The following is a 16,669-nucleotide window of genomic DNA, read 5'->3' on the forward strand; positions in this document are numbered from 1 at the left end:
CATGCGTTTATTCACTTTTTTGACGATAGTGGGCTTACTATCCACGCGAGTTGGCCAGGCCCAGTCATTTCAGTACAAGGCTGCTATTGATCACGCTCAACAGTCGGGGTTTTACCGGATTCTGCTTCCACCGGCGGTGTTGGGCCGACTGAACCCAAGCCTGACCGACATTCGTCTGTATGACGATCACCAGCAGGAAATACCCTACAAGCTCATTCGGGAAACACCCGGCCGTTCGGTGTCCTTTGCCGATTACGAGATCGTTACCAGGGTTTCTAAACCAAACGTATCTACAACGCTGGTGATCCGAAACCGGGTTAAGGCTCCAATTCGCTCACTGACTATACTCAGTAAGAACACCAATGCAGCCCGGAAAGCCAAACTCAGCGGCAGCGCCGATGCTCAGAACTGGTATGCCATCGACGACGATATATGGCTGAAACCTTCACAGGATAACCTAAAAACAACCGACAGCCAGACCATCAATTTCCCATTGAGTGACTACGAATACTACCGGCTCGACATAAACGACTCATTGAACACACCCCTGAACATTCTCCGGGTCGGCTATTTTACATCCAAAGCATCGGTGGGCAGGTACACGTCGATTTCCAACCTGTCGATCTCACAGCGCGACAGTAATGACAGAAATACCTATATCCGTTTAACTCAACCAGACGATGCCCGACTGGACCGCCTGACCATTTTCATAAACGCCCCTACGCCATACCGACGTCGCGCTACCATCAGTCAGTTACGCACACGCAAACGAAAACGTGGACGCATAGATACGTGGTTTGAACCGATACGCTCGCTGGAACTTAGTTCACCAGACAGCACAATAGTTGATCTGCCCGGCCTAAAGGCGAACGATCTTTATTTGATCATTACCAACGACGATAATAAGCCATTACCCATCAGTCGTGTTCGGGGGTATCAACTAACCACCTATCTATTGGCAAACCTGACGGCTCATACAAACTACCAGCTTCGTTTCTCAGCGGAGAACTCGATGGCACCGAGTTATGACCAAACAGCCTTCAATGCTGCCTTATCGGCTAATTCCCCAATTCTTCAGGTGGGAGTCGTCAATTCAGTCCGCACAACTGATGAAGCGCCGTCATCTGTTTTCGCGGATAGCCGGATTATCTGGCTTGCGTTAGGATTGGTCCTCGTCGTGTTGGGGGCGATGTCGTATCGGATGATTAAAGAAATGGGAAAAGCAAAGGTCTGAGGCTCCCACCATGCCCACTTCTCCCACGACAAACTAGTAGAGGAGGTGCTGAAACTGGGAAAGCGGTTTAAGGACGTTTGACCGTTCTTTAAGATAGAGTTGGGCGATCCCAAACAACTGCGTTACTATTCCGGTAAAACAAGCCGTGGCGTTCACTACGACCTACGGCGACATTAACGAAGCCTTCTATTCTTGGCCCTAAAAAGCGTACGAAGACGCGCTCAAGCTGATAAATAAATACTACTAAAAGAGCACTTTTCGACCCGTTGTCAGTGCATTCGCCACCAAACGGCCGATTTTGGCTGGGGCTTCGCCGACGAAATGGAGCGGCTGACGAAGGAGTATTTGGATGTTTCCCCAAACCTATAAGGTTTCAAAAACCTTATAGGTTTATTTAGCTCTATGTTGAGACGATTTGATTTCTACTGAGTCTAATGGTAAACAAACATCGCAGGTTTATCTATCGTACCAATGTACAACGAACCTTTGCTCCCCGGCCAATACTACCATATTTTCAATCATGCTGTTGGTGATGAAAATTTGTTTCGGCAAGCAACAAATTATCTATATTTTCTTGAACGGTACGGGCACTATATTTTCCCAATAGCCCGAACATACGCGTATTGCCTGATGCCGAATCATTTTCACTTGGTCGTACAGATTAGAGAGGAGAATGAATTATTACAGTATCATAATTACCTTGCCAAGCAACGCCCAAAAACAATAATGCCACTGGATTACTCGTCATTTGTGATGCAGCAGTTCAGCAATTTCTGTAACAGTTATGCGAAGTCATTCAACCGTCGTTTTAATAGGAAAGGGGCTCTATTTCTTGATTTCCTTCGGCGAAAGCCCATTGAGTCTGAAGATTACTTTACAACATTGCTGGCATATGTTCATCGAAATCCCGTACATCATGGTTTTTGTCGCAACGCCAGCGAGTGGGCTTATTCATCACTCCATTCTATCACCAGTAATAAACCAACTCGTTTAGAGCGAAATACGGTGCTGGACTGGTTTGGTGGCATTGAACCCTTCATCGCCTTTCACAAACAGATTTGTACTCTTCCCCCTGGTGAGGATTGGGAGTTCGGTCAATGAACCAATCCCCAAATCTATAAGGTTTTTGAAACCTTATAGGTTTGAGTACACGGCTACTCGCTCTTCTCTTCCTCCTTCTTTTTATTCTTGTTCGGGTCGCGCTTGATGACCAGTTCCCCGTTCTTGAGCTTCTTCGAGACGGCGATGAATGGGCCCGAAATGATCTCCTCGCCGGGTTTTAGGCCCGATAGAATTTCTATATTTTCGAAGTCGCTAATGCCCGTTTTCACTTCCCGCTGAACGGCCTTGCCCCCTACGTTTACGAAAACGATCTCTTTGGGCTTATCTTTCTTCTCGACGACATCGGCTGGTTTCTCATCAACCGTACCACTCGATCTGTCTTTGACTTCTGCCGTGTCGATGGCACTGGAATCGGCAGCGCGGGTAGTTACAGCGGCAATCGGCACGGCCAATACGCCCGCTTTCCGGTCGGTGATGATCTCGACGGATGCCGTCATACCGGGCTTGAAGGGGTACCCTTTTTTGTCTTTTTCGGCCAGTAAGTCGGCGTATGAGTTGTTAAGAATCTTAATTTTTATCTCAAACTCCGTAACGGCGTCAGACGATATCGAAGCAGCCGCGCCCGACGAACTGGTTAGACCGTTGGCAGTGTTGGCAATCTCATAGACAACGCCTTTAAATTTCCGTCCGCTAGTCGTATAAGAGTCAACTTCAATATCGGCCGTGTCGCCCAGGTTGACGCGCACAATGTCATTTTCGTTCACATTGACCCGTACTTCCATGTTTTGCAGGTTCGCAATCCGCATGATTTCCGTACCGGCCATCTGCGAAGTACCCACTACGCGCTCACCTAACTCGATGTTCAGTTTGGATACCGTGCCATTTACGGGGCAATAGATGGTTGTTTTACGCAGATTCTCATTGGCATCACGTAGGCTGGCTTCGGCACTCTGGATATTGAATTGAGCCGCTCTGACATTAGCATTAGCGGCTTCTACCTCCTGCTTGGCGACATTGAAGTTAGCTTCACTGGTTTCCAGATCAGCTGCCGATACAACTTTATCGGCAAAGAGTTTGCGATTACGCTCATAGTCCGCTTTGGCTCGTATCAATCGTGCGTTCGACTGAGCCACCGATGCTTTCGATTGCTCTAACTGAGCCCGACTCTGATTGACGGCCGCCCGCGCCCGCGCCAGTAATGACTCGTAGTTATCAGGCCGAATGCGGCAAAGAAGCTGACCAGCTTTTACGGGATCACCTTCGTTGACGTACAGACCGATAATTTCCCCTGACACGTCGGGGCTTATTTTTACTTCTACCTGGGGCTGAACACGCCCCGATGCACTCACGCGTTCGGTAATATCGAGCCGTTTGACCGACGCGAAATCCACTTCCGTTGATTTCGGCTTGCCCAACATACCCGCCTGTTTCGCGGCAACTAATCCTCCTACGAGCAGGACAAGCAGTCCACCCAAAATCCACCAAATTCGACTTGACTTCTTCTTCATGATTAGGGAATTAGTGAACGAGTAAATGAATGAGTTTATCCTGGTTGTTCACCCATTCACTAATTCACTAACTTAATTAAAACTAAGCGGTTTATTCTGATAATAATCTAAAATTTTGATCCGAAACACATAATCGTACTTGGCCTGTACCAGACTTGCCCGAGCACGGTCAAGGTTCGTTTTGGCTATGCTATAATCCGTAGCGTTAATGGCACCGGCATTCAAACGGCTTTCGGCCATCTGAAAGGCTCGTTCCAACGAAGCCACCTGCGCCTGCGTAGCCCGGTAGCGATTGGCTCCGGCTCTCACCTGGGTATAGGCCGTTTCAATCTGCTGGCGCAACGTCAGGCGGGTATTCAGTGCGGTCAATTCGGCATTTTGCTGCTGAATTTTGGCCGTTGTAATTCGGTTACGCGACAAATTACCCTGAAAAATGGGTACGCGTAGAAATAATGAAACCGACTGGCTAAAGTTATTACTTAATTGATTACCGTATGAAATCCCGCTTCTGTCATACCCCGGCACGGATGTAGTGATTGGAATTTGAGTGCCGGTTACGGGGTCTGTGATAAACCCAATTGTTTGCGGGGTAGATTGACCATTCGGTACCGCTGTACTGGCGGCACTGGAATAAATTGTGCTCAAATTTCCATTCAGCGACAAGGTTGGATATAAGCCTCCTTTAGCTACCTGCACGCCCAAGGTAGCACTTTTCACACGCAGGTCAGCCCCTTTTACTTCCGGCAGATTTGTGGAGGCAACATCATACAGTTGTTGTACGGTTGCCGTGTAAGGATCTAACCCCGGGTCAGGCACACTAATCTGTTCAACATCGAAATCCTGATTAATAGGCACGTTCATGGCTTGCAACAGCGCGACCTTAGCCAGATCGAGGGTATTTTGCGCCGTAACAATATCTACTTCATTGCTGGCCAGTGTTGCCCGCAGTTCATACAGGTTCCCCTCTGGCGCTGATCCGGCAGTGACCAAACGCTGCGTCCGCTCCAGTTGCGCCCGTGTTACATCAGCCTGGCGTTGGGCAACGGCCAGTTGCTCAGTACCGGTCAATACGTTCAGGTAGTTCTGGGCTACGGTCAGCGAGACATTATTCTGAGTAGCTGTCAACTCCTGCTGACCTGCCTGAAGGGCTACTTCGTTTTGCTTGATCGTACTTCGAAGCACACCACCATTGTAGAGCGTAGCCGATGTATTTAGCTGGAAGCTGCTGGAGTTAATGGTTTGCTGGACGAATTCGTTGGATTGCGGGTTGATACTACGGCCGCCATTTATGGACTGATTGCCCTGAAATACGGCGGTTGGTAATTGATTTAATCGGGATTGCCGCAATTGCAGATCGCTATTTGCGATTGTCAAACGCCCCTGTCGTATCTGAATATTATTTTGTTGAGCAATTTCGATACACTGCTGTAAATTTAGTCTGGTCGCGGCTGTTTGACCACTTCCGGGCGATACGGCCGAAACAGCACTCTGTGCGTATGTTGCCGACACATTCGTCGTTAATACCAGAGCTGCTACAACTCCTATCTGTTTCCACGCCACTTGCATACACATTCTATTTGATGGTTCAATGTTACAAACTTACCTTCGGCGCGGCTATCGTTTTGGGATAAACGGCGCAAACTAAGCATGTTTCTGGTTTATAATTCGGATATACTTCCTGAAAGCGATTTTCGCCTATCAGAAAACGACCGTGCCTTTCAGTATGGCGACGGCCTTTTTGAGACGATTCGATACGAATCGAACCGAATCTGGTTCTGGCATGACCACTTCTCCCGGCTTTCGGCGGGTATGTCAGCCATGCAATTAGCCTTTCCGGATGACTTCATAACCGAGACTCTGGAAGAGGTTATTTTACATCTTCTGGAAGCTAATGAACTGACTGACCAATCCACCCGCATCAAGCTTCAGGTCTGGCGTCAATCCGGTGGCTTATATACGCCTGCCACTAACCAGGCACATATGCTGATCACGGTACGGCCGGGCCATTCATTTTCAATAACCGACAAAGCGCGGACAGCCGTTTACGATGATTTTCGTCTGTCGCCCTCCCCTGTTTCGGCGTTCAAGACCCTCAACGCCCTCCCTTATGTGCTGGCCGGTATCTATAAAAACCAGCACAACTTAGACGATGTCATACTGCTCGATACCCACGGGCACCTGGCCGAGTGCCTGGCCTCTAGTCTGTTCTGGTACATCAACCAGACACTGTTTACCCCTTCCCTTCAAACGGGATGCATCAACGGCATTGTCCGGCAGCAATTACTACGACTGGCCTTAAACCATGGCATAACTATTAAGGAAGGTCTCTACAAACCCGATGTTCTCCTGAAAGCCGAAGCCGTTTTCTGCGCTAATGTGATGGGTATTCAATGGCTGAATCAGGTAGACCAAAGCGTCATATATCCTTCAGTGAAAGTAAAGCAACAGCTTGCCTTATTATTCAGCCACCTTCACCGCTGAGGGCTCCAGCCAGCCATCTTTTAGGCGTATGATGCGGGAACCATATTCGGCGTTCGTTTCCGAGTGAGTTACCTGCACAATGGTCACGCCGTCTTTCTGATTCAGCTCCCGGAAAATCTCCATGATGTCACGGGCCTGGTCGGAATGCAGGTTGCCGGTTGGCTCATCGGCAAAAATAACCGACGGATAAGCCGCCAGTGCTCTGGCAATACCTACCAGCTGCTGCTGACCTCCCGATAACTGGGCCGGAAACAAGTCTTTGCGGGCAACGATGTTGAACCGGTCGAGCAGTTCGGCCACGCGGCTTTTGCGCTCCGAACCACCCAGGCCTTTGTAAAGCAGGGGCGTTTCAATGTTTTCATACACCGTCAGTTCATCGATCAGATGATAAGCCTGAAACACAAAGCCGATCTGTGTCCGGTGCAGTTCCGTACGCCTTTTTTCGGACAGTTTCTGTACCGGGTGATCATCCAGCAGATATTCGCCTTCCGAAGGTTCTTCCAGCAATCCCAGAATATGCAGCAACGTGGACTTCCCGGAGCCCGAAGGCCCCATAATAGACACAAACTCTCCTTTAGCAATATCGAGCGAAATGTTTCGCAACACATACACCCGGCCAAAGCCCGCTGGGTAGTACTTGGAAACGTTGTTAAGTTGAATCATAATCGGTTACTTTGAAAAGGTTCTTATGTATATTAATATCATTCGCTATGAATGACACTTAATTTTTTAGGCGGTAATTACTTTTGGGTCAAGTTCTTTCCGCTTACTGGTCAAGCGCCGTGCCAGAATTACAAGTCTTTCATTAGCAAGAACTTGCTCACAGATTACCACTAACATCGTCCGCATACGGACAAAGATACCGTTGAAAACGGACACCTTTTTCGGTTATCCATGCAACGAATTTCCTTTTTTACTCATCCTGTTATAAATCTAAAACCATCCTCACAATGAAAGCAATCGCTTTACTCGTTTTCCTTCTCACAACGGGCTTGACTATCCCCAACATCGACTGGAAAAAAGACCGGACGGTTTCCGGCTTTACGGGCGTAAGTGTATCCAGCGGTATCGACCTCTACTTGGCTCAGGGTAATTCAGAAAGATTAACCCTTGAGGTAAAAGGTCTTGACGAAGATCAGGTAGTTTCGCGCGTTAAAAATGGTGTTCTGGAACTGTACATCGACAGAAAGGGACTAGGCTGGAACATTGGCAAGAGTAACTCCGTCAAAGCCTATCTGACCTTCAAGCAGCTCAACAACCTTCAGGCCGGGGGCGGCTCCGATGTGTTTGGTCAGGGCACACTGACGTTTGATGACCTGAACCTGGAAGCCTCCGGCGGCTCCGACGTGAAACTAGACCTCAAGGCCAACGAACTGAACGTGTCGGCCTCGGGCGGGGCCGATGCGATTTTACAGGGATCAGCCCGGACACTCAACGCCAGTGGTTCGGGGGGCTCCGACCTTGATGCCCGCCGACTGACCGTTCAAATCTGCAATGCCAACTCATCCGGCGGCTCCGACGTGTATGTCAATGCCAGCAAAGAGCTGACCATGAAAGCTTCCGGCGGGTCGGATATTTATTACTCCGGCTCAGCCAAAGTGCTGTCCAGCAGTAAATCGGGCGGGTCGGATATTACGCGGAGAAATTAAAAAGAGCGAAACAGTGAAAGAGCGAAAGAGCGAAACGGTAACTTTGTGCACGATTTCGCTCTTTCACTCTTTCATTCTTTCACTGTTTTGATTCCTACAATTGGTATTCTCGGCGGAGGTCAGCTTGGCCTGATGCTGTTACAAGCGTCCATTGACTGGAACCTCCGCGTTCATATACTCGATGCCGATGCCGAAGCACCCTGTCGCCATCTTTGCACCCAGTTTACGCAAGGCTCCCTGACCGACTATGATACCGTTTATCAGTTTGGCCAGGCGGTTGACGTGTTGACCATTGAAATAGAACGGGTTAATGTCGAAGCCCTCGAGGCACTCGAACGCGAGGGCAAAAAAGTGTTCCCTCAGCCGTCGGTTATCCGTATTATTCAGGACAAACGGCTTCAGAAACAGTTTTACCGCGATCATAACCTCCCCACAGCCGATTTTATCCTGACAGAAAACCGGGCCGATGTGGCGTTGCTGGAAATTCACAACCCTGATTTTTTACCAGCGTTTCATAAGCTTGGCCGCGATGGATACGATGGCCGTGGAGTGCAGCGGATTGCGACCGTTGCCGATGTCGGGAAAGCTTTCGACGCTCCGGGTGTGCTCGAAAAAGCGGTTGACTTCGAGAAGGAGTTGGCCGTTATCGTAGCCCGGAATGAGCGGGGTGAGATGCAGACATTTCCAACGGTCGAGATGGTTTTTCATCCCGAGCTGAATCTGGTCGAGTATTTGTTTGCGCCAGCCGAGATTCCGGACGCCATCAACCAGCAGGCGCAGGACATTGCCCGGCGCACTACCGAAGCGTTTGGTATTGTTGGTCTGTTAGCGGTTGAGCTTTTTTTGGATAAACAGGGCAATGTGCTGATTAATGAAGTAGCCCCCCGCCCGCACAACAGCGGTCACCATACTATGCGTGCCAACGTGACCTCGCAGTTTGAACAGCACTGGCGGGCGATTCTGAACTACCCCCTGGGCGATACATCCGCTTATCAGCCAGCCGCCATGGTAAATCTACTGGGCGAAGATGGCCATACCGGACCTGCGGTTTACGAAGGGCTCGAAACGCTGCTGGCCATGCCGGGGGTGTTCCCCTTCTTTTACGGGAAAGCCATTACCAAACCCTTCCGTAAGATGGGCCACGTAACCGTCATGGACGATTCGCTGGAAGCTTTACGGGAAAAAGTAGCCGTGGTACAAAAAGGAATCCGAGTAATTTCTTAAACGCAAAGACGCAAGGGGTATCGCGAAGAACGCAAAGAAAAACTTAGCGCGCTTTGCAATACCCCTTGCGTCTTTGCGGTAAAAGCTAATCTTACGCCACTACGTTTTCCAACGTGCCAATCTCATCGATCGTTATTCTGACCACATCGCCCGAACGAAGCGTAAACGTATCGGGGGGGACAATGCCAGTGCCGGTCATCAGGAAGCAACCATAGGCGAAGGAGCATTCGCGGTAGAGGAACGAGACTAACTCCGTATGCTGCCGCTTCATCTGATTGATGGCAATGCTGTTGGTAAATGCAGCCTGCTCATCTCGAATAATTTCCAGTCTGATCTGCGTGTCGGGCGAAATAGGGGCTTCGGGCACGTAGAGGCATGGACCAAGGGCCGCGGCACCATCGTAACTTTTGGCCTGAGGTAAATAGAGCGGATTCTCACCTTCAATACTCCGCGAACTCATATCATTGCCGCAGGTATAAGCCACAATCTTACCCGACGAAGTGATGAAGAGCGTCAGCTCCGGTTCGGGTACGTTCCAGGTCGAGTCAGCCCGGATCCGGACATTATCGCCGGGATTGACCACCCGCTCGGGGGTTGACTTGAAGAAGAGTTCAGGGCGTTCGGCATCGTACACGCGGTCATAGAAATTATCACCACCCGATTTTTTGGATTCTTCCATCCGTGCATCACGGCTTCTCAGGTAAGTAACGCCTGATGCCCAAACTTCCTGCCGACCAATGGGGGCCAGCAGCCCGGATGTCGTAGCCGCCCGGTTTTCGTCCGACGGCTCGGCCACCGCAGTCAGGGTATTTAAAAATTCGTGTAGATCATCCCGGTTGATCAATTCATCCCAATTATCGACGGGAATGGAATAAAATTGTTGTTGCGATTCAACGACGATACCGGTACGGGTTTTGTAAAGTTTCATAGACGACGAACTAAGCAGGATTTGGCCAACAAACAGACCGATTTGTCAGTAAAAGGTGTTATATTAGATAGTTTACTGTGAATTTGAGATGCTGCAAAAAACACGGGGTATTGCCCTGAGCTACATTCGTTACCGCGAAACCTCCATTATTGCCCGCGTATATACCGAGGAATTCGGCCTGCAAAGCTACATTGTTAACAGTGTACGAACGGCCAAAAGCAAAAATAACCGGATTGCTCTTTTTCAGCCTTTGACCTTGCTGGATATGGTGGTTTATTTTAAACCCGACCGCGATCTGACCCGGCTCTCGGAAGTTAAAACGAGCTATCCCTTTCAGAGTCTGCCGTTTGAGGTGGGCAAATCGACCATTGCTATGTTCGTGACGGAGATGCTGAATAAGGTCCTGAAAGAAGAAGCGGGCAGCCCGATCCTGTTTCGGTTTCTGGTCGATGCGGTGCTGTTTCTGGAAGAAGCCAAGGCGAACTACGAAAACTTTCACCTTACTTTCCTGCTCAAGCTTTCGTTCTTTCTGGGTTTTGGACCGGAAAACGCCCGTGAACTGGAAAATCAACTTCGCGAAAACGCCTATCCTTTTCTACCCGATGAGGAAATGGACACCGCTCTCAATATTATGCTTCGCCTGCCCTTTGGCACGCCCATAAAACTAAGTCGCTCAGCCCGCAATGAACTGGCCGATGCGCTGGTCACCTACTACCACATTCACATTGATTCGTTGGGCGAGGTTAAGTCACTGCCGGTGTTGCGGGAAGTGTTGGGGTGAGGATGACGTACCTACGGGCTTAAGCCCGTATTTCTCGTATGATTTATATATCAAAAACACGGGCTAAAGCCCGTAGGTACGTATTGTTACACCTTCCGTTTCAACTCAAAATGCTGCCCAAGGTACACGCGACGTACCTGTTCGTCGTTGGCTAACTCCTCGGCCGTGCCCTGTTTCAGAATTTTACCCTCAAACAGTAAATAAGCTCGGTCGGTGATCGACAGCGTTTCGTTTACGTTGTGGTCGGTGATCAGGATACCGATATTGCGGTGCTTCAGTTTGGCTACAATGCTCTGAATATCTTCAACGGCAATTGGGTCGACACCGGCGAAGGGTTCATCCAGTAGAATAAATTTCGGATCAACGGCCAGAGCACGCGCAATCTCGGTACGTCGGCGTTCACCCCCGGAGAGTACCTTACCTTTGCTCTTGCGCACGTGCGTCAGACTAAACTCTTCCAGCAGTTCTTCTACTTTTTGCTTTTGCTGTGCTTTAGGTAAATTACTCATTTCCAGCACGGCCAGCACATTTTCCTCGACTGACAGATCCCGAAAAACTGACGCTTCCTGCGCCAGATAGCCCAGGCCAAGCCGCGCCCGTTTGTACATGGGCAAATCGGTTACGTCTGTATCGTCGATAAATACCTTGCCACTGTTTGGTTTCACCAGACCAACGGCCATGTAAAAAGAAGTCGTTTTCCCGGCTCCGTTTGGTCCCAAAAGGCCAACGATTTCGCCCGTTTCGACCTGATACGATACGTTATTGTTAACTAGTCTGGACCCGTATTTTTTTACCAGGTTTTCTGTTCGTAGAATCATACTAATGCGTTACCCTCAAACGGTCAGCAGGGAACTGACCGAGCTGTTAGCGACGGCCGCAAAGTTCGCGGTATTCCGGCCTACTGCCAACTGTTTTTCAGAACAGCAGGTCGGAACGTCGGTTTATTAACAAAATTTATGGATAAACTGTGCGAAGTACCAAACAGCCTCTGGCTGTTTTCTTACATCTCAAACAGCCAGAGGCTGTTTGGTACTTCATTACACCTTCACATCTTTGAGCATCAACTGCAGGGTGGTATTTCCGTTGTAATGGTTCTGTTCAATCTGATAACAGATCGAGAACGGTTTACCATGGCGAAGCTGGTCGGCCAGGTGAGCAAATCCAAAGCCGACGGCCGTAAATGTTTGTCCCGATCGGCCAGAGGCCATACCCCCTTGCCGCACATTGAGTTTGAGGTGTTTCTCCTTCATGATGATGGGCTCACTCACCAGATACACATCTTCGGTCATGAAGGTAGGTTGCACATTATGCGGCCCAAACGGGCCCATCTGCCTCACAATACGGTATAGTTTTTCACTGATCTCACTAAAGTCAAGTGGTAAATCGATATCGACCAGCGGTGTCAAATGCTCCTCTTTGATCGTTCGGGCAACGACCTCTTCAAACTTTACGCGAAAGGCGTCGATATTTTTGACCGACATGGTCATGCCAGCCGCAAAGGTGTGACCACCAAACTGTTCCAGCAGGTCGGCGCACTCTTCAATGGCTTCGTAGACATCGAAACCCGGCACTGACCGTGCAGACCCGGCCGCTTTATCGTTCGACTGTGTCAGGATAATGGTTGGCCGATGAAAATGTTCAATGCAGCGCGAGGCCACAATACCAATGACCCCTTTATGCCAGGTGGCATCGTACAGCACGGTACTCTTCGCATGCATCAGGGCTTCGTTTTCCCGGATCATGTTGAGCGCCTGCTCTGTCATGCTACTGTCGAATTCACGGCGGCTATTGTTGTGTTTATTAATGGCCATGGCAAACTCATCGGCTTCCGCTTCCGATTCTGCCAGGAGAAGTTGAACGGCGGCTTTGGCATGCTGAATCCTGCCGGCAGCATTGATGCGCGGCCCCAGACCAAATACCAGGTTCGTAATGTCGAGTTCCCTTGTAAACCCGGCAATCTTCATCAATGCTTTTAACCCGGTACGGGGTGAGGTATTGATTTGCCGGAGACCATAGTATGCCAGCACCCGGTTCTCGCCCGTAACCGGCACAATGTCGGAAGCAATGCTGACCGCAACCAGATCGAGTAAGGGGTACAGCTGCTCCAACGATATATCCTTATGCAGGCAGAAGGCGTGCATCAATTTGAAGCCAACGCCACAACCGCTCAACTCTTTGTAAGGATACAAACAATCGTCTCGTTTTGGGTCAAGGACAGCAGCCGCATCGGGAAGCGTATCGCCGGGGCGGTGGTGATCGCAAATGATAAAATCAACACCGAGGGCTTTGGCTTCGGCTATACGCTCAACCGATTTTATGCCACAGTCGAGCGCAATGATCAGCGTAAAGCCATTTTCGGCCGCCCATTGTATGCCCTGCAGCGAGATACCGTAGCCTTCTTTATAGCGGTCCGGAATATAAAAGTCGATGGCCGCATGATAGTTTTTCAGAAAACTATAAACGAGTGCCACGGATGTTGTTCCGTCTACATCGTAGTCGCCATAGATCAGAATTTTCTCCTGTCGTTCGGGCAGCATGGCCATTTGCAGGCGCGTAATGGCCCGATCCATATCCTTCATCTCGAAGGGATTATGCAAATGGCCAATCTCTGGCCGGAAGAAGCTCCGCGCTTCTTCGTAGGTTTGTACGCCCCGCTGTACCAGCAGAGCCGCTAGAAAAGGACTAACACCGAGCGAATTGGTTAATGCTTCAATAGCCCCCTGCTGTTCCGCCGAGTTGGGGAAAGGTTTAGTGATCCAGCGTTTTGACGGGGGGGACGATTGGGCTATCATAATTGCAAGATAAATCCGTTTTTACAAAAACACTCTATGTATGCTGTATTTGCTTTCTCTTTTCAATCTGCTTTTATCCAGTTTTACACCGTCGGAATCACCGACAAAAACCAGTTTAACAATTGAGGTACACAACGTTCGTGTTATGCACGGAGCGGTCTATGTTGCCTTGTTTAAGCCCGGAAAAGATTTTCCTGAAGGGAAACCACTGGAGGGAAAGAAGATAGATGCCACACACGAACGGGTTCAAACCACTTTTTCCGTTGAGCCGGGGGAGTATGCCATTGCCGTCTACCATGACGAAAATGGAAATGGTAAAATGGATACCCGCATGTTTGGTATTCCGAAAGAGCCCTACGGATTCAGTAATAACTTCCGGCCTAAAATGTCAGCACCTAAATTTAGCGACTGTGGGTTTAGCGTGAGTGAGAACGGCAAAACCGTTCGAATCAAATTAGACTAAGATTGATTCACTTTTTATAGGGGCTGTGCTCTGGTTTGAACGCATGGCACAGCCCTGAAATAGTACAGTTCCGGGAAAAACACCCACAAAACACGAAATCGGCATTAATCCTGTAGTTAATGCTGGTCGGTTCAGATTTTTTCCATAATTTTGTCCGGCAAATAACATCACCTGTCTATTTGCTATGAGCTTAGATACCAGTAAGTTTCTTTACGAGGCTCTCACCTACGACGACGTACTGCTCCTGCCTGCCTATTCGGAGGTACTCCCACGCGATACGCAAACCGTTACCCAACTCACCCGCAACATCCGGCTTAACATTCCACTTATTTCGGCGGCTATGGACACCGTCACGGAATCGGCATTGGCTATTGCGATGGCGCAGGAAGGTGGTATCGGTATTATCCACAAAAACATGAGCATCGACGCTCAGGCTGACCAGGTTCGAAAAGTAAAACGCTCGGAAAGCGGGATGATCATTGACCCGATCACGCTTCTCGAAACGGCTACTCTCGCCGACGCGCTCAAGATCATGCGTGAGTTTAAAATCGGCGGTATCCCGGTTGTCGATGAGAACAACAAACTGGTTGGCATTTTAACCAACCGCGATCTGCGTTTTCAGAACGACATTTCACAGCCGGTTACGGGCATTATGACCCGCGAAAACCTCATTACGGCCCGCGAAGGGTTAACTCTCGAAGAAGCCGAGAGCATTTTGCAACAGTATCGGATTGAAAAATTGCCCATCGTCAACAACGACTATCATCTGGTAGGGTTGATCACTTACAAAGACATCCTGAAGAAAAAGAGCCACCCCAACGCCTGTAAAGACGAACTGGGTCGGTTACGGGTGGGGGCAGCCGTTGGTGTTACCCCCGATTTGACCCGCCGAATTGAGGCCCTTGTAAAAGCTGGGGTTGATGTCATTAGCGTTGATACAGCCCATGGCCACTCCAAAGGCGTTCTGGATGCTGTTCGGAACATCAAACAGCAGTTTCCTAAGCTACAGGTCATAGCGGGTAACGTAGCCACGGGCGAAGGTGCCAAGGCGCTGGCGGACGCGGGTGCTGATGCCGTAAAAGTAGGTGTTGGGCCCGGCAGTATCTGTACTACGCGCATCATTGCCGGTATTGGTATGCCGCAGTTAACGGCTGTTTACGAAGCCGCTAAAGCCTTACAGGGAAGTGGTGTTCCAATTATTGCCGATGGTGGTATTCGTTTCTCGGGCGATGTTACCAAAGCCCTCGCCGGTGGAGCCAGTACGGTTATGATCGGTTCATTACTGGCCGGTACGGAAGAAGCACCGGGCGAAGTGGTCCTGTATGAAGGCCGCCGGTTCAAAACGTATCGGGGTATGGGTTCTGTGGAAGCCATGGAAGAAGGGTCCAAAGATCGCTACTTCCAGGATGCAGAAGATGACATCAAGAAACTGGTACCTGAGGGTATCGTTGGCCGTGTACCTATCAAAGGCAAATTATCTGAGATCGTTTATCAGATGGTTGGCGGACTGAAAGCCGGTATGGGCTATTGTGGCGCGATCGACATTCCGACGTTGCAACAGGCCAAGTTTGTCAAGATTACATCCGCCGGTGTCCGGGAGAGCCATCCGCACGATATTTCGATTCAGAAAGAAGCCCCGAACTATTCATCACGGTAAGTTAAGATATAAGATGTATGATATATGATCTAACCAAATACATCATATATCATACATCTTACATCTCAACTTACACATCCTGGATCACTCCGAGTCGGTGATAATAAACGGGCATACGGTACAGGCCGAAGCACCTGTCTGTTTGTACCAGCGGCATTGCGGCCGTATGGCACAACGGGGTAATGCCGCTGGCTCTGTCAGGTGCTGGTTAACCGACATGACTAGGTCAATGACGCCACACCGCCCGGACTGCCACTGACTGCAACCTGACTTAACGCACCGATTGGCAAAACGAAAATGCTGCTCGGGCTGATCAACAGCACTGATGGCTTTGGTTAGTTCGGCAGTCATTGGCTCCGGCTCGGCCAGGAACCGCACAGCCTGGTCGGGGCCGACTGCCCCCAGCAGCAACGCCCCTTCTTCGGAGCGCGCACTGGGGCAGAGTGTTGTGGTGGAACTTACCATGACCGTTGCTAACCTACCTGAATGCCCTTCTGCAACTGTTTTTGCTGAGCCTCCAGTTCGGCGGGTCTGATTGCCAGATCCCTGGATAATGTCTTGATCCAGTACCCTTTCCAGCGGAGGGATGGAATCACGACGTGCACGCCCAGACTCCCCCCTGGCCTGGGGCCATTGCCACCACCAACGGGGCCATCATTTCCATCCGGGTCATCAGGATTCGGGTAGCCCGCCAACGCTGATGCAACAACCGTCTGAATACCCGCTTCTATCTTTTTTTCCATCTCGGCAGACAGTTTCAGACCACTCAGCAGAACGTGAAATTCACTGCCTTTGCTCACTTTAGGTGCTTCCATTTGAGAAGTTGATTAAAGGTGAAAACTTCATCAAAAGTCGGCTTGCACAATGGCTCTTTTTAGCGAAGAAGTACG

General features: G+C 49.7%; 16 protein-coding genes. 8 read left to right on the top strand and 8 right to left on the bottom strand.

Annotated elements, in window-relative coordinates; all coding sequences use genetic code 11:
• Nucleotide 1 precedes the first annotated feature (1 nt).
• Together ACYVK4_RS30445 and ACYVK4_RS30450 are read left to right on the top strand one after the other, a co-directional pair.
• Entirely contained in the window at nucleotides 2-1,234 is a 1,233-nt protein-coding gene (locus tag ACYVK4_RS30445; protein ID WP_461131362.1) for a hypothetical protein, read from the top strand.
• Between the two features lie 471 nt (nucleotides 1,235-1,705).
• Nucleotides 1,706-2,335 carry a transposase gene (locus tag ACYVK4_RS30450; RefSeq protein WP_461131363.1) on the top strand — a complete coding sequence of 210 codons (630 nt, stop codon included), beginning with the start codon at nucleotides 1,706-1,708 and terminating at the stop codon, nucleotides 2,333-2,335.
• A 53-nt stretch (nucleotides 2,336-2,388) separates the two neighbouring features.
• Here the strand turns inward: ACYVK4_RS30450 and ACYVK4_RS30455 are convergent, their stop codons facing one another.
• Nucleotides 2,389-3,804, bottom strand: a complete 1,416-nt coding sequence (locus tag ACYVK4_RS30455) for an efflux RND transporter periplasmic adaptor subunit (RefSeq protein ID WP_461131364.1) — start codon at nucleotides 3,802-3,804, stop codon at nucleotides 2,389-2,391.
• A gap of 72 nt (nucleotides 3,805-3,876) precedes the next feature.
• Nucleotides 3,877-5,376, bottom strand: a complete 1,500-nt coding sequence (locus ACYVK4_RS30460; RefSeq protein WP_461131365.1) for a TolC family protein — start codon at nucleotides 5,374-5,376, stop codon at nucleotides 3,877-3,879.
• Nucleotides 5,377-5,451: 75 nt separating this feature from the next.
• Here ACYVK4_RS30460 and ACYVK4_RS30465 point away from each other — a divergent pair, with 75 nt between their 5' ends.
• Nucleotides 5,452-6,285, top strand: a complete 834-nt coding sequence (locus ACYVK4_RS30465) for an aminotransferase class IV (protein ID WP_461131366.1) — start codon at nucleotides 5,452-5,454, stop codon at nucleotides 6,283-6,285.
• Here the strand turns inward: ACYVK4_RS30465 and ACYVK4_RS30470 are convergent.
• Nucleotides 6,262-6,948: an ABC transporter ATP-binding protein gene (locus ACYVK4_RS30470; protein ID WP_461131367.1), complete on the bottom strand. Its 687-nt coding sequence runs from the start codon at nucleotides 6,946-6,948 to the stop codon at nucleotides 6,262-6,264. The genes ACYVK4_RS30465 and ACYVK4_RS30470 overlap by 24 nt on opposite strands.
• A gap of 287 nt (nucleotides 6,949-7,235) precedes the next feature.
• Here ACYVK4_RS30470 and ACYVK4_RS30475 point away from each other — a divergent pair, with 287 nt between their 5' ends.
• Both ACYVK4_RS30475 and ACYVK4_RS30480 read left to right on the top strand, forming a co-directional pair.
• Nucleotides 7,236-7,934: a head GIN domain-containing protein gene (locus ACYVK4_RS30475; RefSeq protein WP_461131368.1), complete on the top strand. Its 699-nt coding sequence runs from the start codon at nucleotides 7,236-7,238 to the stop codon at nucleotides 7,932-7,934.
• A gap of 87 nt (nucleotides 7,935-8,021) precedes the next feature.
• On the top strand, nucleotides 8,022-9,158 hold the full coding sequence (locus ACYVK4_RS30480) for a 5-(carboxyamino)imidazole ribonucleotide synthase (RefSeq protein ID WP_461131369.1): 1,137 nt from the start codon (nucleotides 8,022-8,024) through the stop codon (nucleotides 9,156-9,158).
• A 91-nt stretch (nucleotides 9,159-9,249) separates the two neighbouring features.
• Here the strand turns inward: ACYVK4_RS30480 and ACYVK4_RS30485 are convergent, their stop codons facing one another.
• Nucleotides 9,250-10,086, bottom strand: a complete 837-nt coding sequence (locus tag ACYVK4_RS30485) for a fumarylacetoacetate hydrolase family protein (RefSeq protein ID WP_461131370.1) — start codon at nucleotides 10,084-10,086, stop codon at nucleotides 9,250-9,252.
• Between the two features lie 88 nt (nucleotides 10,087-10,174).
• Here ACYVK4_RS30485 and recO point away from each other — a divergent pair, with 88 nt between their 5' ends.
• Entirely contained in the window at nucleotides 10,175-10,867 is a 693-nt protein-coding gene (recO, locus tag ACYVK4_RS30490) for a DNA repair protein RecO (RefSeq protein ID WP_461131371.1), read from the top strand.
• Between the two features lie 86 nt (nucleotides 10,868-10,953).
• On the opposite strand, the gene lptB is transcribed toward recO, so the two are convergent.
• Entirely contained in the window at nucleotides 10,954-11,685 is a 732-nt protein-coding gene (gene lptB / locus ACYVK4_RS30495; protein ID WP_461131372.1) for an LPS export ABC transporter ATP-binding protein, read from the bottom strand.
• 219 nt (nucleotides 11,686-11,904) lie between these two features.
• On the bottom strand, nucleotides 11,905-13,659 hold the full coding sequence (gene recJ, locus ACYVK4_RS30500; RefSeq protein WP_461131373.1) for a single-stranded-DNA-specific exonuclease RecJ: 1,755 nt from the start codon (nucleotides 13,657-13,659) through the stop codon (nucleotides 11,905-11,907).
• Nucleotides 13,660-13,699: 40 nt separating this feature from the next.
• Between recJ and ACYVK4_RS30505 the strand changes: the two genes are divergently transcribed.
• Together ACYVK4_RS30505 and guaB are read left to right on the top strand one after the other, a co-directional pair.
• The gene (locus ACYVK4_RS30505; RefSeq protein WP_461131374.1) at nucleotides 13,700-14,122 is read left to right on the top strand and encodes a DUF2141 domain-containing protein; all 423 of its coding nucleotides are present in this window, start codon (nucleotides 13,700-13,702) and stop codon (nucleotides 14,120-14,122) included.
• A gap of 184 nt (nucleotides 14,123-14,306) precedes the next feature.
• Complete coding sequence (guaB, locus tag ACYVK4_RS30510; RefSeq protein WP_461131375.1) at nucleotides 14,307-15,779, top strand: IMP dehydrogenase; 1,473 nt, start codon at nucleotides 14,307-14,309, stop codon at nucleotides 15,777-15,779.
• 84 nt (nucleotides 15,780-15,863) lie between these two features.
• Here the strand turns inward: guaB and ACYVK4_RS30515 are convergent, their stop codons facing one another.
• Both ACYVK4_RS30515 and ACYVK4_RS30520 read right to left on the bottom strand, forming a co-directional pair.
• Nucleotides 15,864-16,244 carry a hypothetical protein gene (locus tag ACYVK4_RS30515; protein ID WP_461131376.1) on the bottom strand — a complete coding sequence of 127 codons (381 nt, stop codon included), beginning with the start codon at nucleotides 16,242-16,244 and terminating at the stop codon, nucleotides 15,864-15,866.
• Between the two features lie 8 nt (nucleotides 16,245-16,252).
• Entirely contained in the window at nucleotides 16,253-16,594 is a 342-nt protein-coding gene (locus ACYVK4_RS30520; RefSeq protein ID WP_461131377.1) for a hypothetical protein, read from the bottom strand.
• Between the last annotated feature and the right edge of the window lie 75 nt (nucleotides 16,595-16,669).

This window comes from Spirosoma aerophilum (assembly GCF_054782495.1).